Origin of the sequence: Duganella sp. CF402 (assembly GCF_900109645.1) — a bacterium.
Classification (GTDB): Bacteria; Pseudomonadota; Gammaproteobacteria; order Burkholderiales; family Burkholderiaceae_D; genus Rugamonas.
The window spans coordinates 793,057-818,158 of the sequence record NZ_FOBG01000002.1 but is presented as its reverse complement, the minus strand read 5'-3'; the positions used below and the strand labels follow the sequence as shown (position 1 = coordinate 818,158).

At 63.6% G+C, this 25,102-nt stretch carries 20 protein-coding genes; 3 read left to right on the top strand and 17 right to left on the bottom strand.

Going from position 1 to position 25,102, the window contains the following annotated elements:
• Positions 1 to 41: 41 nt before the first annotated feature.
• The gene (locus tag BMZ70_RS21670) at positions 42 to 1,163 is read right to left on the bottom strand and encodes an FAD-dependent oxidoreductase (protein WP_092279319.1); all 1,122 of its coding nucleotides are present in this window, start codon (positions 1,161 to 1,163) and stop codon (positions 42 to 44) included.
• A 72-nt stretch (positions 1,164 to 1,235) separates the two neighbouring features.
• On the opposite strand from BMZ70_RS21670, the gene BMZ70_RS21665 reads away from it, so the two are divergent.
• Positions 1,236 to 1,904, top strand: coding sequence for a TetR/AcrR family transcriptional regulator (locus tag BMZ70_RS21665; protein ID WP_092279317.1), 669 nt, complete (start codon positions 1,236 to 1,238; stop codon positions 1,902 to 1,904).
• On the opposite strand, the gene BMZ70_RS21660 is transcribed toward BMZ70_RS21665, so the two are convergent.
• From BMZ70_RS21660 to BMZ70_RS21650, 3 genes are read right to left on the bottom strand one after another with little or no spacing between them, the layout of a single operon-like run.
• Positions 1,893 to 3,005: a lactonase family protein gene (locus tag BMZ70_RS21660; RefSeq protein WP_092279315.1), complete on the bottom strand. Its 1,113-nt coding sequence runs from the start codon at positions 3,003 to 3,005 to the stop codon at positions 1,893 to 1,895. The two genes, BMZ70_RS21665 and BMZ70_RS21660, sit on opposite strands and share 12 nt — an antisense overlap.
• Positions 3,002 to 4,210, bottom strand: a complete 1,209-nt coding sequence (locus BMZ70_RS21655; RefSeq protein ID WP_229205532.1) for an MFS transporter — start codon at positions 4,208 to 4,210, stop codon at positions 3,002 to 3,004. The genes BMZ70_RS21660 and BMZ70_RS21655 overlap by 4 nt, the downstream gene beginning before the upstream one ends.
• Positions 4,207 to 5,772, bottom strand: a complete 1,566-nt coding sequence (locus BMZ70_RS21650) for a methyl-accepting chemotaxis protein (protein ID WP_092279311.1) — start codon at positions 5,770 to 5,772, stop codon at positions 4,207 to 4,209. The genes BMZ70_RS21655 and BMZ70_RS21650 overlap by 4 nt, the downstream gene beginning before the upstream one ends.
• A gap of 227 nt (positions 5,773 to 5,999) precedes the next feature.
• Here BMZ70_RS21650 and BMZ70_RS21645 point away from each other — a divergent pair, with 227 nt between their 5' ends.
• Positions 6,000 to 7,877: a DPP IV N-terminal domain-containing protein gene (locus tag BMZ70_RS21645; RefSeq protein ID WP_092279309.1), complete on the top strand. Its 1,878-nt coding sequence runs from the start codon at positions 6,000 to 6,002 to the stop codon at positions 7,875 to 7,877.
• Here BMZ70_RS21645 and BMZ70_RS21640 read toward each other — a convergent pair.
• From BMZ70_RS21640 to BMZ70_RS21580, 13 genes are all read right to left on the bottom strand, one after another.
• The gene (locus tag BMZ70_RS21640; RefSeq protein ID WP_092279307.1) at positions 7,874 to 8,737 is read right to left on the bottom strand and encodes a helix-turn-helix domain-containing protein; all 864 of its coding nucleotides are present in this window, start codon (positions 8,735 to 8,737) and stop codon (positions 7,874 to 7,876) included. The two genes, BMZ70_RS21645 and BMZ70_RS21640, sit on opposite strands and share 4 nt — an antisense overlap.
• Positions 8,734 to 11,133, bottom strand: coding sequence for an efflux RND transporter permease subunit (locus tag BMZ70_RS21635; protein WP_092279305.1), 2,400 nt, complete (start codon positions 11,131 to 11,133; stop codon positions 8,734 to 8,736). Before BMZ70_RS21635 ends, BMZ70_RS21640 begins: the two co-directional genes overlap by 4 nt.
• Positions 11,130 to 12,398, bottom strand: coding sequence for a WD40/YVTN/BNR-like repeat-containing protein (locus BMZ70_RS21630; RefSeq protein ID WP_092279303.1), 1,269 nt, complete (start codon positions 12,396 to 12,398; stop codon positions 11,130 to 11,132). Before BMZ70_RS21630 ends, BMZ70_RS21635 begins: the two co-directional genes overlap by 4 nt.
• Position 12,399: 1 nt before the next feature.
• The gene (locus tag BMZ70_RS21625; RefSeq protein WP_092279301.1) at positions 12,400 to 13,740 is read right to left on the bottom strand and encodes a DUF1329 domain-containing protein; all 1,341 of its coding nucleotides are present in this window, start codon (positions 13,738 to 13,740) and stop codon (positions 12,400 to 12,402) included.
• An 18-nt stretch (positions 13,741 to 13,758) separates the two neighbouring features.
• Positions 13,759 to 15,324, bottom strand: a complete 1,566-nt coding sequence (locus BMZ70_RS21620; RefSeq protein ID WP_229205531.1) for a DUF1302 domain-containing protein — start codon at positions 15,322 to 15,324, stop codon at positions 13,759 to 13,761.
• A 126-nt stretch (positions 15,325 to 15,450) separates the two neighbouring features.
• Complete coding sequence (locus tag BMZ70_RS21615) at positions 15,451 to 16,329, bottom strand: substrate-binding domain-containing protein (RefSeq protein WP_092279299.1); 879 nt, start codon at positions 16,327 to 16,329, stop codon at positions 15,451 to 15,453.
• A 13-nt stretch (positions 16,330 to 16,342) separates the two neighbouring features.
• Positions 16,343 to 17,893, bottom strand: coding sequence for an acetolactate synthase large subunit (locus tag BMZ70_RS21610; RefSeq protein ID WP_092279297.1), 1,551 nt, complete (start codon positions 17,891 to 17,893; stop codon positions 16,343 to 16,345).
• 1 nt (position 17,894) lies between these two features.
• A complete protein-coding gene (locus BMZ70_RS21605) occupies positions 17,895 to 18,752 on the bottom strand; it encodes an HpcH/HpaI aldolase family protein (RefSeq protein ID WP_092279295.1) in 858 nt (285 codons plus the stop codon).
• 18 nt (positions 18,753 to 18,770) lie between these two features.
• Complete coding sequence (locus BMZ70_RS21600) at positions 18,771 to 19,757, bottom strand: DODA-type extradiol aromatic ring-opening family dioxygenase (RefSeq protein ID WP_092279293.1); 987 nt, start codon at positions 19,755 to 19,757, stop codon at positions 18,771 to 18,773.
• 27 nt (positions 19,758 to 19,784) lie between these two features.
• A complete protein-coding gene (locus tag BMZ70_RS21595; RefSeq protein WP_092279291.1) occupies positions 19,785 to 21,083 on the bottom strand; it encodes an MFS transporter in 1,299 nt (432 codons plus the stop codon).
• A gap of 18 nt (positions 21,084 to 21,101) precedes the next feature.
• Positions 21,102 to 21,950 carry an amidohydrolase family protein gene (locus tag BMZ70_RS21590; protein WP_092279289.1) on the bottom strand — a complete coding sequence of 283 codons (849 nt, stop codon included), beginning with the start codon at positions 21,948 to 21,950 and terminating at the stop codon, positions 21,102 to 21,104.
• Position 21,951: 1 nt separating this feature from the next.
• On the bottom strand, positions 21,952 to 22,977 hold the full coding sequence (locus BMZ70_RS21585) for an amidohydrolase family protein (protein ID WP_092279287.1): 1,026 nt from the start codon (positions 22,975 to 22,977) through the stop codon (positions 21,952 to 21,954).
• A gap of 18 nt (positions 22,978 to 22,995) precedes the next feature.
• Positions 22,996 to 23,961 (bottom strand): ABC transporter substrate-binding protein, encoded by a 966-nt coding sequence (locus BMZ70_RS21580; protein ID WP_092279285.1) that lies wholly within the window; start codon positions 23,959 to 23,961, stop codon positions 22,996 to 22,998.
• Between the two features lie 145 nt (positions 23,962 to 24,106).
• On the opposite strand from BMZ70_RS21580, the gene BMZ70_RS21575 reads away from it, so the two are divergent.
• The gene (locus BMZ70_RS21575; RefSeq protein WP_092279283.1) at positions 24,107 to 25,030 is read left to right on the top strand and encodes a helix-turn-helix domain-containing protein; all 924 of its coding nucleotides are present in this window, start codon (positions 24,107 to 24,109) and stop codon (positions 25,028 to 25,030) included.
• Positions 25,031 to 25,102 lie beyond the last annotated feature (72 nt).

Here is a 25,102-nt window from a genome sequence, read left to right as displayed (position 1 = left end):
GATTCGTCCACAAAAGCGGCGGCCTGCGGGCCGCCGTTTTTTTATGGATTGAACATTTTCACCAGGCTGTGCGGGGCGTGTTCACCGTACAGGACCTGGTTGACTTCTTCCGCTTCGGCGGCCGCCTTGGCGCTGCGGGGGAATAGGGCGTTTTCGTAGGCGGCCAGTGCGGCTTCTACGTCGCCGGGATGGGCGGCCAGGGCCTTGGCCAGTTCGGCGCCGTCCAGCATGGCGAGGTTGGCGCCTTCGCCGGATGGTGCCATCAGGTGGGCGGCGTCGCCGAGCAGCGTGACGCCGGGCACGCGCGGCCAGCGATGGTCTGGCGGCAGGGAGTGGATCTTGCGCAGCACCGGTGCGTTGTCGCTGTCGGTGATGAGCGCGGTCAGCGCCGGCAGCCAGCCTTCAAATTCTGCGGCGATACGGGCCTTGGCAGCCGGGCCGTCGCTGAAGTCGATCTCGTCCAGCCATGCTTCCGGTTTGCTCAAGGCGATGTAGGCATGCACCACGCCGTCCGGCTCGCGGTGCGACAGGATGCCTTTGCCCGGTGCGAGCGCGAACATGGAGCCGCCACCCGCAGCGGCAGCGGTGGCTGGATGATCGCGGTCGGCATTGCGCAGCCAGGCTTCGATCAGCGCGATGCCGGTGTAGGCCGGCTTGGCATTGGACAGCAGGGGACGCACGCGCGACCACGCGCCGTCCGCGCCGACCAGCAGGCCGCAGGTGACGGTCGAGCCATCGGCAAAGTGCAGTCGGTGCTGGCCGTCGCCGAGCGGGACCACCTGCGCCAGTTTGCGGCCCCATTGCACGGCGCCGTCGGGCAGGGATTCCAGCAGGATGCGGCGCAGCTCGCCGCGCTGGACTTCGGGGCGGCCGCCGGTGCCGTCGTCGTGCTGCTCGAACAGCACCGCGCCATGCTGGTCCAGCACGCGGGTGGCCTGGCCGCCGTGGTGGATCAGGGCGGTAAATTCCTCGAACAGGCCGGCATCCTTGAGCGCCAGCTGGCCGTTGAAATCGTGAATGTCGAGCAGGCCGCCCTGGGTGCGGGCAGCGGCCGAGGCGTCGGCTTCGTAGACGGTGGCGGCGATGCCGTGCAGATGGAGCACGCGGGCCAGCACCAGCCCGCCCAGCCCGGCGCCAATGATGGCGATTGATGTGTTTTTCATAATTTACCCATAATGGAACATTGTTCCATTCGGATTTTGCGACAGGCCGCCGGGTATGTCAAGATAGCGGCCATGAAGAAAAACACTCCGCGCCGCGAGGATGGCCTGTCCCGCGAGCGCATTATTGAAGCCTCGATTGCGCTGCTGGACAGCAGCGGCGAGAGCGGCCTGACCTTCCGTGCCCTTGCCGAACGGCTGGCTACCGGCGCCGGTGCGATTTACTGGCACGTGGCCAACAAGAGCGATTTGCTGACTGCCGCCTGCGATGCGATTGTCGCCCGCACGCTGGATGAGGCGCCACCTGCCGATGCCGCGCCGCAGGACGTGGTGCGCGCGTTGGCCTTGGGCTTGTTCGATGCGATCGATGCGCATCCGTGGCTGGGCTCGGCGCTGACGAACGCACCGTTGCAAATGCCGATGGTGCGCATTCTCGAGCGGCTGGGGCAGCAGGTGAGGGCGATGGGCGTACCGCCGGCGGCGCAACTCGCGTCGGCGTCGGCGCTGCTCAGCTATGTGGTTGGCGTCAGCGTGCAGAATGCGGCCAATGCGCAGTTCGGGCGCCAGCTCGGCGGCGACCGCGAGGCGATCCTGGCGCAGGTGGCGCAAGGATGGGCGCAGCTGGACGCGGAGGCGTTTCCGTTCACGCGCAGCATCGCGGCGCAGTTCGCTGCGCATGATGACCGTGCCGACTTCCTCGCCGGCATTGACTTGATCCTGCGCGGGATGACGTCAGCGCTCTGAGACGAAGGTGATGCTGACGGCGCTTGGCGCTTCGGCGGAAATGCCGGTGTCGGCCAGCAGGCCGGTGCTCTTGTTGATGCTGAACACGTTCACGCTGTTGCTGCGTTGGTGCGCCACCAGCAGCCATTTGCCGGATGGGTGGATGCTCATGGCCCACGGAACTTCGCCGCCGGTGGCGATGCGTTGCTCGAAGCTCAGTTCACCGGTGTTGGCGTTGACGCGGTAGGCGACCAGCGAGCGTTCGCCGCGATCCTCCACGTAGACGAAGCGGCCGTCGGGGCTGAGGCGGATCTCGGCGCCGCTGCGTATGCCGTCGAAGCTGGCGCTGCTGGTCTGCTGCGTTTGTACAGGCGTGAGCTGGCCTTGCTGGGCGTCCCAGCGTAGCGTGGTCACCTCGGCGGTGAGTTCGTTGAGCAGCCAGACAAAGTGGCCATCAGCGCTGAACACCAGATGGCGCGGCCCGCTGCCCGGCGGCGCGACGTAAGCGCGGCTCGCGTCGCCAGCCAGCGTATGGTTCGCGCGGTCGAAGGCGTAGATGAACACGCGGTCGGCGCCGAGGTCGGGCACGAGGGTATAGCGGCCGGAGGGATCGACCGCCGCGCTGTGTGCGTGCGGACTGGTTTGGCGGCGATGCGGGCCGGAGCCGGTGGCTTTGATGGTGGATGTCAATCCGTCCAGGCTGCCGTCCGCGCGCACGGCGATGCTGGAGGCCGAACCGCCGCCGAAGTTTGAGACCAGCAGCGTGCCCGCCGCGCCGGCCGCCGGCGCATCCAACCACAGATAGGTCGCGCCGTTGCCGCCGCTGGGCGCGTCGTTCAGTTTGCGCAGCGCACCGGTCGTGCGGTCGATGGCGAATGCGACGACCGCGCCTTCCTTGCCCGGCTGGTCGTCCGTCGCATACAGCACCGACAACTGCGGATGCGCCACGGTCCATGTTGGCCGCAAGCCTTCCGCCACCGGACCGATCACACTGAGCTTGCCGCTATCCGCATCAAAGTGCAACGCGCGCAGCTGGTTGCCCTGCGATCCCACATACACCAGATCCGCCTGCGCCAGCCCGGCGGACAAGATCATGCAAGCAGCAGCCAGTAATCGCTTCATTGTTTCGCTCCAGGTTGAACAGGAATTGTAGGCCGGAACAGCCGGTCCCGGTGCAGCAGCGCGGGGAACAACTTCGCCCACCATGCCGCGATCAGCATCGTCGCCACACCGCCAGCCAGCACCGCACCGGACGCGCCCAGCCACTCCGCCGCCACACCAGCGCGGAACTGGCCCAACTGGTTGCTGGCCGCAATGCTGGTCGCATGCACCGCGCCGACCCGTCCGCGCAAGGCATCATCGGTTTCAATCTGAACCAGCGAATGCCGCAGCACAGTGCTGACGATATCGGCCGCACCCATCAAGGCCAGCACCAGCAGCGCCGCCAGCAGATTGGTGCAGAACGAGAACCCAATCGTAATCAGCCCATACGCGAACACCGCGCCATACATGCGCTGGCCGATCTTGTGCTCGAGCGGCCAGCGCGTCATCAGCGCCGTCATCGCGAGGCCGCCGACTGCCGGCGCCGCGCGCAACAGGCCCAGTCCCCACGGGCCGGTGTGCAGGATATCCTTGGCCACCATCGGCAGCAATGGCATGCCGCCGCCGAGCAGCGTGGCGAACATATCGAGCGTCATCGCGCCGAGAATCACCGGGTTGTTGCGAATGAAGCCGATGCCAGCGAACATGGCGCTCCACGTCACCGCCTCACGTGAACGTACCACAGCCGGCGCCGCAATCAACACCGCCAGCACGGCAGACGCCAAAAACGCCGCCGTGCAAATCGCATACACCAGATCCGCGCCGCCCGCGTACAGAAAGCCGCCCAGCGCCGGCCCGCTCACCATCGCCAGCTTGTTGATGGAAGCATTGACCGCCAACGCCTGCGGCAGCTCCCTGGCCGGCACCAGCATCGGAATCAGCGCCTGCTGCGCCGGCAATTGCAGCGAACGCGCAACGCCGATCAGCACACACACCGACAGAATCGCCCCCGGCCCGGCCCAGCCGCCGTAGCTGGCCCAGGCCAGCACCGCCGAGGCAACGCCTTGCAACGCCAGGCTGGCCGCGAACACCATGCGGCGGTCAAGCGAATCCACCACCAGCCCGGCGGGCACAGTCAGCAGCAGCGCCGGGATAAATTGCACCAGCCCGACCAGGCCGAGATACCAGCCGCTGGACGTCAAATCGTAAATCTGCCAGCCCAGCGCCACCGCGATAATGTTATTGCCCATCACGCCCAGGAAGCGCCCGGCGAGATAGCGTCTCACAGGATTTCCGCTCCCTGCTTGAACACCGCCACCGCCATCACCAGTTGCGCGGCCTGGCCTTTCAGATTAGCCGCCGCCGTTGCGCTTTCATCGACCAGCACCGCGTTCTGCTGCGTCACGCGATCCATCTGCGCCACCGCCTGCCCGATCTGGCCGACACTGCTGCTTTGCTCCGCGCTGGCCGAACTGATCTCGGCTACGATATCCGTCACCCGCGCAATCGCGGCGACGATTTCCCCCATCGTCGCACCGGCCTGCCCGACCAACGCGCCGCCTTGCTGCGCCTGTTCCACGCTGGTGGTAATCAAAGCCTTGATCTCATGCGCCGCTGTCGCGCTGCGCTGGGCGAGATTGCGTACCTCCGATGCCACCACCGCAAAGCCGCGTCCTTGCTCGCCCGCGCGCGCCGCTTCCACCGCTGCATTCAGCGCGAGGATATTGGTCTGGAACGCAATGCCATCGATGACGCCGATGATGTCCGCAATCCGCGTCGCGCTATCCTGTATGCCCTTCATGGTTTGCACCACCTGGCCGACCACCTCGCCGCCGCGCGCCGCCACGGTCGACGCGCCTTGCGCCAATTGCTTGGCCTGCACCGCGCTGTCGGCATTGGTGCGCACCGTCGCGCCCAGCTGCTCCATCGTCGCGGCGGTCTGCTGCAAGGCGCTGGCCTGCTGCTCGGTGCGTGCGCTCAGCGCCTGGCTTCCTTGCGCGATATCGGCGCTGGCGGTGGCCACGCTTTCCGAATTGCTGCGCACATCCGACACCACCCGGGTCAGCGAACCTTGCATGTCATTGAGCGCAGCCAGCAGCGGCGAGAATTCATCACGCACCGGGTCGTGCACCGCCACCGACAGATCGCCATCACGCACACGTTCCGCCACCGCGCGCGATTCGGCCACGCGGCGTCCCAGCAGCGTCGCCACATGCCATGACAGCAGCGTCAGGCCGGCGATGGAGACGGCGGCCAAGGCGATCAGCACCTTCAGCGTGCGCTGCGCTTCGGCCTCGACCTCGCCCAGTTCATCGCGCAACTCGCCTTCCTGCAGTTTCACAGCATTGCGCAGCGCTGCCAGCAATTCGGTGCGGGCGGGGACGGTTTTATCCATCAGGAAGGCGAGCGCTTCGTCTTTCTGACCGGCCTGGATCAGCCGCGTATCCTCGGCGGCGACCGCCCAGAAAGTCTCCAGCAGCAGCGGCACCTTGGCGAAACGTTCGCGCTCCTCGCCGGTGAGCAGGTTTTGCTGGTAGGCTTGCATCGCCGTCTCGACCAACTGGCGCTTATCGCCGATGCCGTCGAGCTGGCGCTTCAGTTCTTTCTCGCTGCGGGCGAGGATGGACTGGCGCAGCAACAGCAGCACCCGCGTCACTTCCAGCTCGGTGGTGGAGACGCGCTGCAACTGCGGCACGCGCAGGCTCTCCGTCTGGCGCGCCAGCTGGGTGACGTGGTTCAAGTTGAAATAGGCAAAAACGGCAACGCCGGCAAACGCCAGCGACAGCACGCCGCACACCAGATGCAGGCGTCGTGCAATGCCGAAGCCTTTATAGGATAGATGTCTCATGCGGCAAGATTAGTAGATGCCAGAACAGGCGTCTCTGTACAAAAATGACATTCACCGGCACTTTTCATTCGGGGTCAGAGCCGACAATCGGACATTTCGCGAGCGAAATGTCCGATTGTCGGCTCTGACCCCGAATGAAAAAGTACCAGCGATTTTCACTTTTGTTTAAGGACAGGCGGCCTGCCGGACACCATACTGTCATCACACAACAACTATCAGGAGCACACATGGATCGCAGAAAAGTCCTCCGCCTGTTCGGCACGGCCGCAGTGGTGGCGCAGCTGCCGCTGGCTGCCATCGCGAGGGCGGCGGAGGTGAAGAAAAAGGGCGTGATGTTGATGAACCGCATCGCCCCATCGATTTCCGAGCTGTACATCGCCGATCTGGACGGTGGCAACGAACGCAAGCTGCTGGCCGACAGCGCTTTCGATTACAACGCCACCCGCTCGGTGGACGGCAAGTGGCTGGTGTTCACCTCCGAGCGCCGCGCCGACGGCCAGTCCGATATCTACCGCGCCCGCGCGGACGGCAGCGGCATCGAAGCGCTGGTATCGACCTCGTCGATGGAGGACGCGCCCGTGCTGTCGCCGGACGGCAAGAAGCTGGCCTACGTCTCCACCGCCAACGGCTACCGCGCCAACATCTGGGTGCGCGACATGGCGTCCGGCAAAGTGAAGAAAATCACCGGCATCGGCGCGGTGAAGGGCAAGGAAGGCAAGCCGGATAGCTACTTCCGCCCAACGTGGTCGCCGGATGGCAAGTGGATCGCGTTCTCCAGCGACCGTGACACTGAATGGACCGGCCACGATCACGGTCAAGGCTGGGAACACACGCAGGAACTGAGCATCTACATCATCCGCCCTGACGGCACCGGTTTCCGCAAGGTGGTGTCGAAGCCGGGCTACTGCCTCGGCTCGCCGCAATGGTCGCCGGATGGCAAGCGCATTGTGTTCTACGAGATGACGGTGGAAGCGACCTGGGGCGCGCGCCGCCCGAACTACGTGGGCAAGGCGTACTCGCAAATCGTGTCGGTGGATGTGGCGACCGGCAAGGACCGCGTCGAGCACACCACCGGCACTGACCTGAAGCTGCAACCGCAATACATCAGCAATAGCGAAATCGGCTATCTCATCAAGTACGGTCCGAACGAAGGCCTGGCGTATACCTCGGGCCGCGCGCCGGTGAAGCAGACCTTCATCCGCTCGCCAAGCTGGACCTCGGATGGCAAGTCGGTTATTTACGAGAAGGTGTCGTTCAAGCCGGTGCGTCCGCTGCTCAAGCCGTTGTACAGCTGGGATCCTGAGTACGATTATCGCCACGTTGACGTGTATCCGCTGATGTCGCGTGATGGCTGGATCGTCTACACCGACAAACAGTTAGGTAATAGTTCGATCTGGGTGATGCGTCCCGACGGCAGCGAGCGCCGCAAGGTATTCGAATCAAGCGGTCGCGGTCTGGATGAGACTAAAGTCCGTATGGGCCTGGCCGGCGCCTTCCAGCCGTGCTGGTCGCCGGATGGCGAGTGGATTGCGTTCGGCCTCGGCTACTGGTTCGCCGAGCGCAATACCATGACCGCCGCACTGTGGCGCGTGCGTCGCGATGGCAGCGCGGCGGAACAGCTGACTGATGGCACGCTGCATTCGGGCTTCCCGAGCTACTCGGCCGATGGCAAGGAGTTGGTGTTCCGTGTGTGGAGCGAGAAAGAGAAGGGCTTGCGGATTCTGAACCTGGAAACGCGCCAGATCCGCGTACTGACCACCGGCATTGATAACCTGCCTGGCTGGTCGCCGGACGGCAAGCGCATCGTCTTCACGCGCCGCCGCGAGGATGGCAATTATGACGTGTACACCATTCGTCCAGACGGCAGCGATTTGTTCCGCGCGACCGATCACGAATCGAGTGATGGCCACGCCGTGTGGGCTGCCGATGGCCGCATCATGTGGAGCGGATCGCAGCACGGCTTCCGCGACGAAGCGGCGCTGTACGAACAAACCTTCCAGCAGTACGGCCAGATCTACGTGATGAATGCCGACGGCAGCAACAAGCGTCTGCTCACCGACAGCAAGTGGGAAGACTCGATGCCGTTGTACTTGCCGTCGAACTAAGTCTTCGCAGTAGTACGGAAGTGGCTGGGCGTTTGCCCGACTTCGCGGCGGAAGAAACGAGTGAAATACGCCGCGTCGTTGAAGCCCAGCCGAAACGCGATCTGCTCCACGGGCAGGTCGCTGAAGATCAGGCTGCGCTTGGCCTCGGTCACAATGCGGGAATGAATCACCTTGGTCGGGCTCTGGCCCAGCGCCGAGGTGCACACCGAGCGCAACTGCGACACCGACACCGCCATCATCGACGCATATTCCTGCAGTCGCAAATTCTCTCCATAATGCCGGTTCACCAGATCGCGGAAGCGCTCGGCCTGGCGCACGCTGTTCGGGCTGGCGCCCTCGTATTCGAACTGGCCGTTTGGCATGGCGCGGATCAGGGTAATCAGCAGCATGGTCAGCAAGGCTTCCAGCGCCGCCGCACGGCCAACTGAGCTGGACAACATCTCCTGCTCCAGCCGGCGTATCAACTGATAAGACTCACGCTCCACCTCCGGCGTGTACGACAGAGGAATGATGCGCGGCCCGGACCACAACTGCGTGAACTCCTGCAGCTTGGCCGTAATCTGCGCAAGGTAGCTGACCTCAATCGTCACCACCCAGCGGTCCTGGTCCACCTCATAGTCGAGGCCGTGCACGGAATCGGTCGGCATCAGCATGGCGCAGGGACCGACGAAAGGCACGCGGTTGCCTTCCAGTTCCACCACGCCGCGACCCTCGCGCACGAAGATCAGCTGGCCATATTCAGGATGGGTGTGCGGGGCGATCTGCCATCGTCCCCGGTTGGCGACATGGCCGACGTGGACGAACCAGTCGTCGTCCACGTGGCCATCGACATACAAGCGTAGTCGGGGGACTGGGGTCATACCGCGCGTTTGAGCGAGACTTCAGGCTGTGCTTGTGCCGCCGCTGCTTGCGCCGGCGGCTTCAACAGGAAGCGCGCCAGCGCCGGCAGCAGCACCAGAGCACCGATCATGTTCACGATGAACATGAACGCCAGCAGCACGCCCATGTCGGCCTGGAACTTGATCGGCGACAGCGACCACGTCGCCACACCGAGCGCCAAGGTCACGCCGGTCAGCATCACCACGCGGCCGGTGAACAGCAGGGCGCGGTGATACGCCTGCGCCAGCGACAAGCCAAGCCGCATCTGCTGCAGCATGATGCTCAACACATACAGCGCGTAATCGATACCGATGCCCACGCCCAGCGCCACCACCGGCAGCGTTGCCACCTTGAGGCCTATATCCAGCCACACCATCAGCGCTTCGGCCAGCACCGAGGTCAGCATCAGCGGGATGATGGCGCAGGCCACGGCACGCCAGTCGCGGAAGGTGACGTAGGCCAGGATCAGCACGGCGCCGTACACCAGCAACAGCATTTCGTGGTTGGCCTTTTCGACTACGGCGTTGGTGGCGGCTTCGAAACCGGCGTTGCCGGCGGCCAGCAGGAACCTGGCGTCTTCGCTGTCGTTCTGTTTGGCGAAGGCTTCCACCGCTTCGCTCACGCGGCGCAGAGTGGCGGCCTTGTGGTCGGTCAGGTAGACCTGCAATTGCAGCAGCGAGAAGTCTGAGTTGACCAAGCTGCGCGGCGCGCGCGAGCTGGCGGTGTTGAGGGCGGCCTGGTTCGGTTGCAGTTCGTACCAGCGCGGATTGCCTTCGTTCATGCCGACTGCGGTCTGGCGCGCCAGCGACGCCACCGATTGCGTGGTCTCCACACCTTCCACTTGCCGCAACTGCCATTCCAGATCATCCACACGCTCCAGCACCGGCAGTTTCATGGCGCCTTGCACCGGCGTGCGCACCATCACCACCAGCACGTCGCTGCTGGTGCTGTAGTGCTGGGTGAGGTAGCTGTTGTCGATGTTGTAGCGCGATTGCGGACGCAGTTCCGGTGCGCCGGCATCAAGGTCGCCCACTTGCAGTGCGCCGCTGGCGTACAGGCCGTAGGCGCCCAGCGCGATGGCGACCGCGATGGTGCCCAGCGCCCAGCGCGATTCGGTGAACTTGCACAGGAAGGTCCATAAGGTGCGGCGATCGTCGCTTTCGTTGTCGGCCAGAGAGGCGCGCTTGGCGGCTTTTTCGCTGACGCCGGTGTAGCTGAGCAGCACCGGCAGCAGGATCAGGTTGGTGATGACCAGAATCGCTACCCCCAGGCTGGCGGTGATGGCGAGGCGGCGGATAGACTGGATATCCAGCATCATCAGCACGGCGAAGCCGACGGCGTCACAGGCCAGCGCGGTGAAGCCAGCCATGAACAGGCGGCGGAAGGTGAAGCGTGCGGCCACCAGGCGGTCCATGCCGCGACCGATATCCTGCATGATGCCGTTCATCTTTTGCGCGCCGTGACTCATGCCGATGGCGAACACCAGGAATGGCACCAGCACGGCGTAGGGATCGAGCGCGTAGCCCAGCATCGGCAGCAGGCCCAGTTGCCACACCACGGCCACCAGCGAGCAGGTCACGACCAGCAAGGTGCTGCGGATGCAGCGGGTGTACCAGTAGACGATGGCGGTGACGATGGCGGCTGCCAGCGCGAAGAAGGCCAGCACTTGCACCAGTCCTTCGAGCAGATCGCCAGCCACTTTAGCGAAGCCGGTGATGTGGATTTCTATGCTGTCCGAGTGGTATTTGGCGCGCAGCTGTTCCAGTGCCTGCGAGAGTTTGGCGTAGTCGAGTTCCTTGCCGTCTTCATCGCGCTCGGCGAGCGGCACGATCAGGGCGCTGGACTGGAAGTCTTTGGCGACCAGCTGGCCGACTTCGCCGGAGCGTTCGATGTTGAGGCGGACGCGGGCCAACGTGGCGGCGCTGCCGTCGTAGTCGTCGGGGATGACGGTGCCGCCTTCGAAGCCGCGTTCGGTGACGGCGGTCCAGCGGGTGGAGGGTGTCCACAGCGATTTCAGCTGGCCGCGCACGACGCCGGGCAGCAGGAATACGTCATCGTTGAAACGGCGCAGGGTGTCGAGATAGTCCTTGTCGAGGATGCTGCCGTTGCCTTTGTGCTCGACCACGATGCGCAGGCTGTTGGCTTGCGAGACCAGCTTCTTGCGTTCTGCGAGGTAGTTTTGCAGGTAGGGGTGATTCATCGGCAGCATGCCGTCGAAGCTGGCGTTGGGGACGATGCGGCTGGCTTGCCAGCCGAGCACTACAGTCACCAGCAGGCAGAACGCCAGCAGTGCGCGGCGGTAGCCGAACACGAAACGTTCCAGCCGGTTGCCGGAGTTGGGATCGAAGGGAGCTTGATTGTGAGGCGTGGTGTTCATGGCTTTGCGGCGTTAGATGAATTGGCCGGGATGGCGCGGCCGGCCGGCGCGGCGGCGGTCAGGCTGGCGGCGGGCAGGCGCAGGAGGCCGCGTGTGCCGGTGATGATGAGCGTGCCGTCAGGGGCCACGGTGGCGCCGGTGAAGGGGAAGCGCGTCTTCAGCGGCAAGGTGGTGAAAGTTTGCCCCTGGTCTTTGCTGGCGACGATCTGGCCGGCGGAGCCGAGCAGCAGCACGGTGTCGTCCGGCAGTTGCAGGCCGGTGATGAGCGAGGCATCGACCGGTGTTTGCACTTCGCTCCATGCCGCGCCGGCTTGCGCGCTGCGATAGACTTTGCCGCGCAGGCCGTACAGCATCAGCGTTCCTTGTTTGGTGGTGAGGCCGCCGAACAGGCTGCCGCTGGCTGGCGAGGTTTGCGCCGCAAATGCTGCGTTGGGTGCAACAGCGCGCAGCAGCACGCCTTGTTCGCCAAACAGGTATTGCTCCTGCTGACGTTCGGCGATGCCGTAGTAGGTGGCGCCGTTTGGATTCGGCAGGTTCTTCATCAACGCTTGCCAGGTCTTGCCGCCGTCCGTGGTGGAGTAGGCGAGGCCGTAGGCGCCGACCACCAGCACTGAGCCGTCAGCCTGCAGGCGCAGGTCAAGGAAGGGCTTGTCGGCGCCTTCGTCTACCAGGCGGTGAGCGTCTTCAAGGAGAAGATTGAGCGGATGATCGGCGTTGTTGGGATCTGGCTTGACGGCGTCCCATGCCGCTTGGGCGGCTTGCTCGGCGAGGGCGGCGGCCTGCTGGCCGTCGAACACGCGCTGCCAGCTGGCACCGCCGTCGGTGCTGCGCAGGACCGCTCCCATATTACCGACCGCCCAGCCGTCGCGTTCATTGGCGAAGCGCAGTGCAGTCAGCGTCACGCTGACCGGCACCTCTGCCTGCGTCCAGTGCCGGCCCGAGTCATCGGAATAGATGATCAGACCACGCTCGCCGGCCGCCACCAGACGATTACCGACGCGAACCACGGCCATTAAATTAGCCTGCTCCGGCCGCGCCGCCTTGAGCGCAGCGCGCTGAAGGGCGGCAGGCAGCGCGGATGCCGCCGGCGCGGCAGCGAGAGCCGCGCCACACCAGCCGGCTGCGCACGCCGCCAGAACAGTCGCGGCGGCGACGTGCGCCGCGCGTTGCGATGCGGCGGCCGAGCGGCCATCGCGCCCGCCAGCCGCTTGCGCCGCCGGCATTGCGGCTGCGAACAGCCGCTGTTTGGTGCTAAACGACTTCATATCAACGCACGCCGCCGCTTGCCAGTGCGCTGGAGGTGAACTTGGTCAGCTGCTTGGCATCGTAGTCCTGATACGACACGCCGCCGGTTTCGTTGATCGCCGCCGCGTACACCCAGCCGCCCGACAGCAGGTCGAACCAGGTGTAGCTCAGGGTGCTCGCCGATGGCTCGTCGCCAGCCAGCAGGGTGAAGGCCTGGCCGGTCTTCCACAGCTTGCCTTGCGCATCCCAGGTATCGGCCAGCACCGCTTGCCAGGTATCCTCATCCAGATACAGGCGACGCTTGGCCGCCACGTTGCGCTTGTCCTTGGCCAGCGAAGCTTCCAGCACCCACACGCGATGCAGTTCCCAACGCACGGCGTCCGGATTCAGCGCGCCCTTGCCGATCACCGCATTCACCGGCTTGCGGAACAAACCGTTGTTGTTGTACGGGATGTAGATTTCCTTCTTGCCGATCAGCTTCACTTCGTAACGGTCTTGCGCACCGATGAACAGGTTCACGTCATCGAAGTTGGCCAGACCTGCCGCTGATGCGTCCGGCGTGTCATACACCAGCGAGGGCGACTTGCGCACGCGGCGCTGGCCCGGCACATACTGCCAGCCGTCTTTCGGCTTGCTGTAGTTGTCCACGTAGTCGATGGTCATCAATGCCTGGCCGGCATTGGCTGGCGGCTCGGTCACGTCCAGACGCGCACGCGCCCACTCGCCGCTGAAGCCGTCCGCCTTGCCTTTCGGGTCATAGTACGGATAGGCCAGGCTGGTCTTCTGGCGATTGGTCAGCACGCGGTCGCCGTTGGCGGTCATCACGTATTTGTCGGCGGTGAAAGTGGTCAGCTGGCCGCGATAACTGAGCATGTGATTCCACAGCGCTTCATGGCCGTTCTTTGGTACCGGGAATGGAATGCCGCCGTAAGCGCCTTCCACCGTCAGGCCGCCGTTGGTCAGCTTGGCGCGGGTCGCGTTGGCTGCTACTGCATCATAGATCGCCTGCGAGAACACCGCGCTGCGGTGCGATGGGTACACGTCGATGCGCAGGCCAGGCAATTTGGCCAGCAGCGCCTTGGTGCCGTCGCTCAGCTTGTCGGCGTATTGCGCCACGTTGGCGTTGGTGATCGAAGCGATCGGCTTCTCGGCCGCGTAGGGATCCGGACGTTTGTTGTCCGCGCCCGGTTTGGTGTCAACGGCCTTGCCGTCCCATGCCGGAATCGAACCGTCCTTGTTGGCGGCGCGCTCGGCGCCCATCGGCGTCAGCGTGCCGGATTTCAGGTTAGGCGCTTGCGCAAAAGCGCTGGCGACGATGGTGGCCAGGCTGACGGCCATCAGGTTGCGAATGTTCTTTTTCATCTGAATGTCTCCTCTTGATCAGAAGCTGGTTTGCAGGCTGAAACGCACGTAGTCGCGATCCAGCAGCGGCTGGCTGGTGGTCTTGCCGCGATAGTTGATGAAGGTTACGTTGGCGATGTACTTGGTCAGGTAGGTGCCGGTGACGCCGACCGCGAGCTCGCCGCCCTTATCCGGGCTGCCGGAGAACGGGAACGCAGTATCGATCACCGAACGGCCCTTGAACGCCCAGCCCACATTCACCGGGGTGCTGAGGTCGAGGCCGGACAGCACTTGATACCAGGTCGGCGTGAACACCACGCGGCCGCCGTAGGCGGTTTTGTTCAGCGTGGTATCGACCTTGGCGACGTTTTCCTTCACGCTCAACAGGTGGTTGCCCGACAGCTCGCCCACCACGCTCAGGCCATCCCATGCTGCGGTTGCGCCGCTGACGATGGTGGTGGACAGGTTCAGGTGCGCGGTACGGCCGGTTGGATACGGCGTGTTATTGTTCAACCAGTCCGCAGTCTGGCCGACCGGCAGCACCACCGTGCCTTGCTTGGCGTTCAGCGTCTGGCCATCGCGCACCGAGGCTTCGAAGCCGACGTTGGCAATGCCCACCAGACGCGATACGCTGGCGCCGACCATCTTCACGCCGTTCGGCACCGCGAGGTAGTAGCGGCGGGTGGCGGCTTGCGTGACCACTTGCGTCGAGGTGTCGTTGTAGCGCAGGGCGTAGAAGCCGAGGTCGGCGTCCAGCAGTTCGCTGCGGGTGTTCAGCGCCAGGCCGAAGTTGTTCGACAGGTCGCCTTTGGCAAGGCCCATATTGGTCAGCTTGAGCGGACCGGCGTAAATCGCTTCCGCGCCGTCGCCCAGCATGTCGGTCGAGCTCAGGTAGCTGCCGGCCGGATGCAAGCGGGTCGGGCGATACTTGAACTGCACGTAGGCTTCGACGCTGGTGTCGTTGGTCAGCTGCAAAGTGCTGGACAGCTGCGGCACTGGGATGGTGGTTTCCTTGGCCTGCGTGCCCGGAATCGACAGCTTGTACAGGTCGATCGGCGCCATGCCCTTGGCGATGCCGTTCATGCCGAAGAACAGCGTGGTGCCCCAGATCAGCGAGTGTTGGCCGAGGCGGTACGACAGGTTGGCGTCGCCGATCTGGTTGTGGCCGAAGACGAACCAGTCCAGCATCTCGGCGTTGCGGCCGGCGATGCGGGCGGTCTCTGGCGAGAACCAGCTGACTGGACGGCTCAGGTTGTTGCTGGTGGCAGCCGAGCTGTTGGAGGTGTTCTGGTTGTACACCGAGTCGTACCACGCCGCGCCGGACAGGCGCAGGCCGAAGCCGTCCTTCTGGATATCGAACTCGGTCAGCAGGTCGTAGCGGCTGGAGATCAGGCCGGTGCTGAAGTTGCGGTCACCGTCGTCGTTGTTGACCTTGGCGGCGCCGGTGGTCAGCGCCGGATTGGCCGACTCCACGCGCGCGCCGGCGCTGTATTTCAGGGTGTTGTCCCAGCGGATCTGCCAGTCACCGCCTGGGTTCAGATCCGCTGCATGTGCCGCGCCACCCGCCATCATTGCGATGGCGGATGCGATTGCCAATTTCTTCATTTTGTCTCCGTTGTTGTTGTGAAGTGAACCGCGTCGTTCCGGCGAAGGCCGGAACCCATGCTGAGCATGCTAGCCAGCGTTCTATGGACCGCACCGGCGGACCGTCCGCCTGCGCCGGAATGACGTTTATCCGAGACTGCCGGTGATGTCGTCGAACAGTTCGTCGACAGACAAGCGTCGCGGGATAATCTTTTGATCGAGCGCCCAGTCGATGGCCAGCTGGATGCCCTTGCGGTTGGCTTCCAGCCCGATCGGCGGGAAGATCGCTGGCACGCCGCCTTCGGCTTGCTGGCGGCCCTGGATAATCATTCGGTAGATTTCGCGCACCACGTCCGGGTTCTTCTTCGACACGTCTTCATGCACCACGAAGAAGTGATTGACCGGCACCACGTTTTCGCGCTCGAACCATTTCAGTGCGGCGTTATGGGCATCCGGTACCAGCGTGCGTACGCGCTCGTCCTTCGGCATGTCCTCGCCCAGCAGGGCTGCGGCCAGTTCGCCTTTCATCATCAGGTCCGGAATCGAGGAACCGGCCGGCAGGCGCTTGCAGTTTTCCGGATCGGTGTATTCGGCCAAGTGGCCGTCGCCCAGCGTGCGCCACAGGACTTTGTCCAGGTCCACGCCGTATTCATGGCGCAGGATGCCGCGTATCCACAGCGCGGTGGTCTGGGTGTAGGTGCGCACGCCGACTTCCTTGCCTTCGATATCTTTCGGATCGAGGTGGCCGAAGTCGATATTGAAACCGGCGCAGTGGTGCTGGAAGCGGCCCGAGATCGGCGCCGGCAGCAGCACGTACGGCTTGCCGTAAGCCTTGGCTTGCAGGAAGGTGACGATGGCCAGTTCACCGGCGTCGAACTGGTTCTCGCGCACCATCGCCTTGAAGCCGTTGTGCGCAGGCGTAGGACCGCAGAAGTCCAGCTTGACGATGTCGGACGTGATGCGGCCGTCCAGCAGTGCCTTGGTGACTTTGTATTCGGAGAGGTTGGTGCGTAATACGGTGGTCATAGTGGTTCCTTGATTAGTACAGGCGGACTTCAATCAGGGTCGGACCCTGTTCGCGCGTGGAGTTGTGCATGGCTTTGTAGAAGCCTTCGGCGGTATCGACCGCCACGGCGGGCACGCCCATGCTCTTGGCCATTGCCAGCCAGTCGATGCGCGGCTTGTCGATGTCGATCATGGCCAGCGCTTGCGGGCCCGGTGCGCCGGCGCCCATGTTGGCGTATTCGGCTTTCAGGATCGCGTAGCTGTTGTTGGCGAAGATGATGGTGGTGACGTTCAGGCCTTCGCGCGCTTGCGTCCACAGCGACTGGATGGTGTACATGGCGCTGCCGTCGCCGACCATGCAGAACACGCGGCGGTCCGGGCAGGCCAGCGCGGCGCCGGTGGCGACCGGGGTGCCGTAGCCGATGGAGCCGCCCATGTTGTTGATCAGATCGTGCGGGGCGGCGCCCACGGTCAGGCCCATTGTTTCGCGGCCGGTGGTCAGCGATTCGTCGACCAGGATGCAGTGTTCGGGCAGTGCGGCTGCCAGTGCGGCGGCGATGCTGGCCGGGTTCAATGCGCCTTGCGGGATGACGGCTTCGGCGCGCTGTTGCAGGATGGCTTGCGCGCCGCCTGCGTCCAGCGCGTAGAGCAGCATGTCGAGCGCGGCTTCGCTGTCTTCGTCGGCTTCGGCCAGCGTGTGGACCATCGTGCCCGGTGCTTTCAGCAGGCTCGGCTTGTCCGGGTAGCTGAAGAAGGCGATCGGCTCGGTGGTTTCCAGCGTGATGATGTGCTTGAAGCCTTTGAGGAATTCCAGCGCTTGCGGCACGGCATAAGGGATGCGTTCCAGCGTCACGCGGCCCGCACCGCGTTCGATGCGCGAGGTGAAGAACTGGGTCGCCAGACGGCAGCCGGTAGCGGCCTTCAGCTTGCCGGCCAGCTCCACCGCGCGGCCACGGGTGGCGCGGTTGGCGAGGATCACCAGCGCCGGCTCACCCGAGCGCAGCACCTTGGCGATGGCTTCGATGCGCGCCGGCTCGGGGCGCTTGATCTGTGGCGCGGTGATCGGCGGCAGCAGCGGTTGCTCGCCCGCTTCCTGCCACGAGGTGTCGCCCGGCAGCAGCAGCGTGGCGATCTGGGCCGGATGCTCGCTGGCTTTGGCGATGGCGGTCGCTACGTCCCATGCCACGGAGGCCGAACTCTCGGAGCGGCGCACCCAATGGCTGAGCGGACGCGCCAGGCCTTCGATATCCGAAGTCAGCGGCGGATCGTACTTCAGGTGCGACGCCGAATGCTCGCCCACGATGTTGACCATGCCCGACGATGCGCGCTTGGCGTTGTGGATGTTCGCCAGCCCGTTCGCCAGGCCGGGGCCGAGGTGCAGCAGCGTCGATGCTGGCGTGCCCTTCATGCGGTAGTAGCCGTCCGCCGCGCCGGTGCATACACCCTCGAACAGGCACAGCACGGACTTCATGCGCGGATTCTCCAGCGCCTTCAGGAAGTGCATCTCCGAGGTGCCGGGATTGGCGAAGCAGATATCAACACCCTGGTCGGTCAATGTCTTGACCAGGCTTTCGGCGCCGTTCATCTTAGTACCCCGCCATTTCGCGTGCCTTGCCGATCACGCCATAGCTGCGCTGCGGCGCCGACATCAGGAAGCTATAGCCTTCCTTGAGCAGACGTTCGTAGTTGGCGGCGGTGACGTGCGGATTGCCGACCTTGACGCCGTGCTTGTGGCAGGTTGCCACGATCTGCGCCATTGCGGCCAGCACTTCAGGGTGGTCGTACTGGCGCGCCAGGCCCAGTTCCTGCGACAGGTCGCCTTCGCCGATCAGCACAAAGCCGATGCCCGGCACATTGGCCAGCATGTCGTCCAGGTTCTCGATCGCTTGCGTCGATTCGATCATCAGGCCGCACAGGATTTCGCCGTTTGGATTCAGCGGCCAGACATCGGCCTTGGCGTAGTACTCCTGCTGGGTCAGGCCCCAATAGCGCGAGGCGTTCATTGGGCCGTCGCCACGCACGCCTTTTGGCTCGTACAGCGGTGCATTTTTTGGACGCGCATAACGGCAAGAAGCCACCGCGTTGTAAGCCTGCTCCACAGTCGCCACGTGCGGCGTGATGACGCCGTACACGCCGCGATCCAGCACCTGCTTGGCGAACGACTGGTTCATCTCGACGCCATTGGCCGGAATGCGGGCCAGCGGGGTCACCTGCGGCGCCAGCGAGCCGGAGGTGGCGATCTGCTTGCGGTTCAGCAGGTACTGCAGCGAGTCGCCCAGTGCCGACACGTCGTACGGGTTGTGCTCCATTTCGAACACGATGCCGTCATACGGCGCGTCGCTCATGTCGATGGCGGATTGCTTGTCGATTTTCGAAAACGCGGTGAACGCGACTTTGCCTTGTTCCCAGGCGCGGATGATGCCATTCAAACGGGTATTGCTCATGATGTCCTCTTGGATTAGTTATTTTTCAGCGTTCCAGTACATGAAGCCCATGCCCTCGCCTGTACCGGCGGCGGTGCGCCAGCACGGTACGTAGTCGACCAGGGTCATCTCGGCGCCGGTTTCTTCCAGCGCCTTCATCACGCTGACGTACAGCTTGATTTCCGAAGTGCCGGACTGGTAGTAGCCGTCCGGTACGGCGGCCAGCCCGTCGTAGTCGTACTCGCCCAGCATCTTCATGATCTTGTGATCGAACTCTTCGTCGTTGACGAAGTGCGACAGGCCGCCCGAGGCGAAGATGCCGACGCGTACATCGGCAGGCCAGGCCTTGATCGCATCGCGCAGCACGCGACCGAACTCGATGCAGCGCGCCATCGACGGCTGGGTCGGCGGGTAGAAGCAATTCATGATGACCGGCACGTGCGGCGGCGGGTTGTCGTCCATGATCTGGTGGTAGACGAAGCTGTAGGCGTGCGGCGCGACCGGGTATTCCGGCAGCGGTTTCATCCACACGTTGTCCGGCCACTGGAACAGGTCGGTCAGGTCGAAGCCTTCTTTCTGGAAGCTGTCGATCAGGTGCTTGGCCAGCTCCGGATGGCACGGGTGGGTGACGTGGTGATCCGGCGCATACACCGAGCGCTGCGGCGGGCCGTTGTGCACTTCGGCGCCGCTGTAGATGGCGATCGACGGCGAGAAGTCGAGGAAGATTTCCTTCTGGTCCTTGCCGAGGATGATGGCCACGTCGATCTTGGCTTCGCGGTAGGCTTCAGCCATCTTGTCCAGCGCGGCGCGGCAGCGGGCGGCGCGCGCGGTGCGTTCCTTGATGGTCAGGTACTTTTCAAACGCCGCGCCACGGTGGGCTTCCAATTCCGGATAGGTCCAGGTGCGGTTCTGGAACCACAGCTCAGGATTGTTGCGGTCGCGTTCGCCATTTTTGAGCCAGTCTTCTGGCGCCTGGCCCAGCATGCCACTGTGCGGTACGGCCATGCCGAATACGATTTTTGCCATGAGTATTTCCTCTATGTGTTTTGTGTGTCAGGCTGCGGTTTTCTGCACGCCGTCTGGAGTTGTTTGCTTAGGCTCGGTAACTTTTGGCGCCCATTCAGGACGGAACAGGATGGCGGTGGCGACCGCGCCGATAATCAGGAAAACGAAGATCACCATCATCGGCAAGTCATAGCTGCCGCTGATGTGCAGCAGCCAGCCCGACAGGCTCGCCGCCACGCCGCCGGCCAGCGAGGTTGCGACCTGCTGCACGCCGGTGACTGCGCCGATGGCTTGCTTGGGGATCAGCGTCAGGCGCGACAGGGCAAGGTTGTTGGCGGTGGCCAGTCCCAGCAGCGACAGCGACAGCACGTTCCAGAACAGCGCCATTTCCAGCGTGTCCGCATACGCTCCCAGCAGCACCGTGCAACCGCCGATGAAACCGGCGATGATGAAGGCCTTGCGCACCAGCACCGGATTGCCGCCACGGGCGATCACGCGGTCCGCCGCCCAGCCAGCGATGGCGGCCACGATGGCGATGCCGGCAAAGCTGAAGAAGGTGTACAGGCCCGACTTGGCCAGCGACAGGCCGCGCTGCTCGACCAGGTAGGCCGGCATCCAGCTCATGCAGTAAAAGGTGAAGTAGCCGTAGCAGAAGTTGGTAATCATGCCGCCCCATACGACCGGGCTGGACAAGATCGCGCCAAACGTCACTGACGAGGCCTTGCGCTTGGCGGTGGCCAGTTGCTCCTTGTTGGGGAAGTCGTTGCGCACCAGGCCCAGCCACGGCGCCAGCCACAGCAGGCCGGCGATGCCGGTGGCGATGAACATGATGTTCCACGAGTAGTTGACGATCAGCCAGGCGCCCACCGGCGCGCCGATGGCGGGACCGAACTTGTTGCCCATCGCCAGAATCCCGACGGCGAGACCGTTCTGGCTCTCGTCGAAGTTGTTGCGGATCCAGCGGTAGCTGGCCGGGATCACGATGGCTTCGGTCGCGCCGATGATCAGGCGCATCATTACCAGGCTGCCCAGGGCCGTTACCGCGCCCATCGCCGCCGTCGCCAGGCACCAGGCGGCGAAGCAGATCGCGTACGGCCACTTGACGCCGTAACGGTCCGCCACCACGCCCATCGGAATCTGGAACAGGCCGTAGGACCAGAAGAAGGCGGCATTGATCCAGCCGCGATCCACACTCGACAGGTCGAACTCCTTCACGAAGTTATGGTCCGCCAGCGCCGACGAAATACTGGTGCGGTCGATGAAGGAAATCAGTACACCGATCGCCAGCAAGCCGAGGATGGTCCAGCGGCTGGTGATGCTTTGGGCGCCTTGCTTGTTCGTCTCCATATTTTTCTTTCTCTGGTCTTACGCCAGGCTTGGATACAGGGTCTTGGCGGTTTTTTCGAAGATCCAGGCGCGGTCTTCATCGCTCAGCGAAGCCAGGCCTTGTTGCGCGGTGGCGAGGATCTCGGACAGCGTGCCCGGCGAGGTCGGGAAGTTCGAGCCCCATGCCAGGCGCTGCGCGCCGAACTCTTTCACTACCGCCGGGAAGAAGGTCTCGGCGCTGGCTTTTTCCTTCTTCACGTCGCCGAAGATGCGCGGGGTCAGCTTGAAGTAGATGTTGTCCAGCGCGGCCAGGTCGAACATCGATTTAGCGTTGGCGTACGGTGGACCGTCGAGCACGTCCGGACGGCCGAGATGGTCGAGGATGATCTTCACTTTCGGGAAGCGCTTGGCCAGCGCGGTCACTTGCGGCAGGCCGATCGGGCCGGTCTGGATGCACATGGTGATGCCCAGTTCCGAGCACAGTTCCCATGCCGGATACGAGCGCGGGTCTTCCAGCTCGCTCGGATCGAACTCCTTGGTGCTGCCGCCGGTGAACAGGCGCAGGCCGGCCAGGCCGCGTTCTTTCCACTCGACGATGGTCTTGGCAGCATCAGGCTGCAGTACGTCGACCGAGCCGACTGCGACCAGGCGGTCCTTGTACTTGTTGCAGCCGTCGACCACGTAGCTGTTGTCGAAGCCGTAGGTGGTGGATGAGTGCACCACGGCGGCTTTCGCCACGCCGGCCGCGTCCATTGCGGCGATCAGCGCTTCCACGGTGCTTGGGCGTTCCTGCGACCAGTCCGAGCGTTTGCCGAACAGCGGCGCTGGCGGATAGGCTTGCTCGTCGTCCGAGATGATGTGCGGGTGAATGTCTACGATGGAGGTCATCTTATTTACCTTGTGCTTTCAAGCGTTGGTCCAGGCGTGGGAACACGCGGCGCGCGTTGCCTTCGTAAATCTTGTGGCGGTCTTCGGCGGTCAGCGCGGCGATGCCGTCGACATAGCGCTTGGTGTCGTCGAAGTAGTGGCCGGTGCAAGGGTCTTTGCCACGCACCGCGCCGATCATTTCGGAGCCGAACAGCACGTTGTCCGCAGGGATGACCTTGGTCAGCAGTTCCACGCCCGGCTGGTGGTAGACGCAGGTATCGAAGAAGATGTTGTTGAGCAGGCCTTCCAGCGGACGGTCCATCATCTCCAGCGACATGCCGCGGTAACGGCCCCAGTGGTAAGGCACGGCGCCGCCGCCATGCGGAATGATCAGGCGCAGGTTAGGGAAGTCCTTGAACAGGTTCGATTGCAGGATCTGCATGAAGGCCGAGGTGTCGGCGTTCAGGTAGTGGGCGCCGGTGCCGTGGAAGCATGGGTTGCACGAAGCGGCCACGTGGATCATGGCCGGCACGTCGAGGTCGCACAGCGCTTCGTACAGCGGATACCACTCTTTGTCGGTGATCGGGGTGCCGGTCCAGTAGCCGCCGGTGGGATCGGGATTCAGGTTGCAGCCGACGAAGCCCAGCTCTTCCACGCAACGGCGCAGCTCAGGGATGCTGTTCTTGGGTGGCGCCAGCGGCGATTGCGGCAACTGGCACACCGGCGCGAAATTGTCCGGGTACATTTCGGTGACGCGGTAGACCAGGTCGTTCGAGATTTCGGCCCACTCCAGGCTGGTGCGCTCGTTGCCGAGGTGATGGCTCATCAGGCCGGCAATCGGCGAGAACAGGGTCAGGTCGCCGCCGCGTTCCTGTTGCAGTTTCAGCTGGCCGCCGCCGATGGCTTCGCGGATCTGGTCGTCGGAGACGTAGGCCTCGTCGCGCGACGGGCCGTTGGCCGGATCGTTGGCGAATTCAACTTGCTTGGCGCGGAAGTCGCGGAAGGACTTTGGTACGGTCGTGAAGTGACCGTGGCAATCGATAATCATGGTGTCTCTCTTGTTTTCTTAGTTGGCGTTTGGATCAACGAACAGTTCGTTGACTGCCATGCGGCGCGCGGTCAGGCCTTGCTTGAAGGCGGTGGCTTCCAGCGTTTCGATGGTCTTCAGGTTTTCTGCGATGCCGTATGGCAGCGGGTCGTGGCCGACGATCTCTTGCAGCGCCTGGTATTTCTTGTCGGTGAGTTCGCCCGAGTCCAGCTTGGCCAGCCATTCCTTCTTGGCCTGGTCGAAGGCTTTGTAGAGCGATTTGGCAATCCACGGATGTTCGGCCAGTACCGAATCCTTGACGACGATGGTGCCGTGCATTGGATAGACGCCGGTGCGGCCGTAGTATTCCTTTTCCAGCTCGGCGGCGTTCGGCAGCAGGTCCGGGTAGTCGGCTTCCACTTCCTGCCAGCCGCCGGTTGGCGCGCCGGTGCGGCCGATGCCTGCCGCGCCTTCGTTGCCGGCCACCAGTTCGCCCTTGGCCATCATGTCGGCCAGCGAGGTGTCTGGTGCGGCGTGGATCACGTTGGCCGGAAGTTTCAGTTGGGTGACGTGTTCTTCATCATCCACCACCCAGGTGACTTTGGATGCGTCGAGGCCGAATTCGTCGATCAGCACCTGGCGGTTCCACACGCCGGTGGTGACCGAGTAGGCGCGCACGCCGACTTTCTTGCCTTCCAGGTCTTTCGGATGCTTGATGTTGGCGTCCGGACGGACCAGCAGGCCGCCGTGGTGGAAGCGCCGCACTACGAAGATCGGCAGGCCGACGAACGGCGCGCCATAGGAGCGGGCGATGATGTAGGTGGTGGGGGCCAGCTCGCAGACGTCGAATTCAACGTCGCGCACCATGCGGCGGAAGGCGCCGATCTGTGGTTTGACGGTGACGAATTCGGCATCGACACCCTCGATCGGGATGGAGCCGTTTTTGATTGCAATGGTGTGCGGGTGATCGGCAATTGCAATTTTGAGCTTAACTTTAGTGGCCAACTTCATTCTCCTTTGGTTTGATGTTGCAAGAATAGGAGTTGGACCTACGGGCGTCTCTACACAAAAATGACATTCGCTGGCACTTTTGTTTTGATGTATTGCACCTGCCAAAAGTCGCAGATATAGTGCGAGTCAGGAGGCGTTTATGACTTCAAATGCGATGACAAAGTATCAACGCGATGCCAACGGCAAACCTAAGCTGACTACCGTTCCCAAGGTGCGTCTGTACGTGGAAAAGCCGGAGGAAAAGGACAACTGGTTCGTCAACATCGGCCACGTGACGGAACGTGGACGCTGGCGCACCGAGCCGCACGCACATCCGCATTACGGGCAGGTGATCTTCGTGCGTAATGGTCGCGGCGTGATGAATCTGGAAGGGCACAGTGTGCCGTTCGAGGCGCCGTGCGCGCTGCTGCTGCCGAATGAATCGGTGCACGGGCTTGATTACGAGGTGGACGTGGATCGCTGGGTGCTCACCATCGAGGTGTCCTATCTGCAGCAGATCAACAGCAAGCTGCAGGACTTCATCAAGCTGTGGGCGTCGCCGCGCGTGATTCCGCTGTCGTATGCGGCCGAGTCGGCGGATGAGTTCTTCAGTCTGATCGGCAAGCTGGCGCAGGAAGTGTCGGCCAAGACCATCGGCCATGTGATCGGCACCGAAGCGCTGCTGACATCGCTATTGCTGATGCTGGTGCGCGGCGCGCATATGGATGAGTTGGAAAGTGTGGTCGCCAGCGGCAGCGAGGTGCGGCTGGCGGATCGCTTCCGCGAACTGATCGACGCGCATTACCGCGAGAATTTGCAGCTGCAGAATTACGCGTCGATGATGGGCGTGTCGCTGGTGCAGCTGCGCGCGGCGTGTGCGGCGGCGGTGGGGCAGAGTCCGACCAAGATGATTCATGCACGCATCATCACCGAGGCCAAGCGCAACCTGATCTTCGGCGACATGACGATGGAGCAGATCGCGTACTGGCTGGGCTTTACCGACGCAGCTTACTTCACGCGCTTCTTCCGCAAGGAAGTAGGGCAGACGCCAAGCCAGTTCCGCATCGCCGCCCGGCGTTCATAGTTCTCTGCCATGCCCCCGCGCGCGTCATTCCGGCGTAGGCCGGAATCCATGCTGAGTGTGACTTGCCGCCAG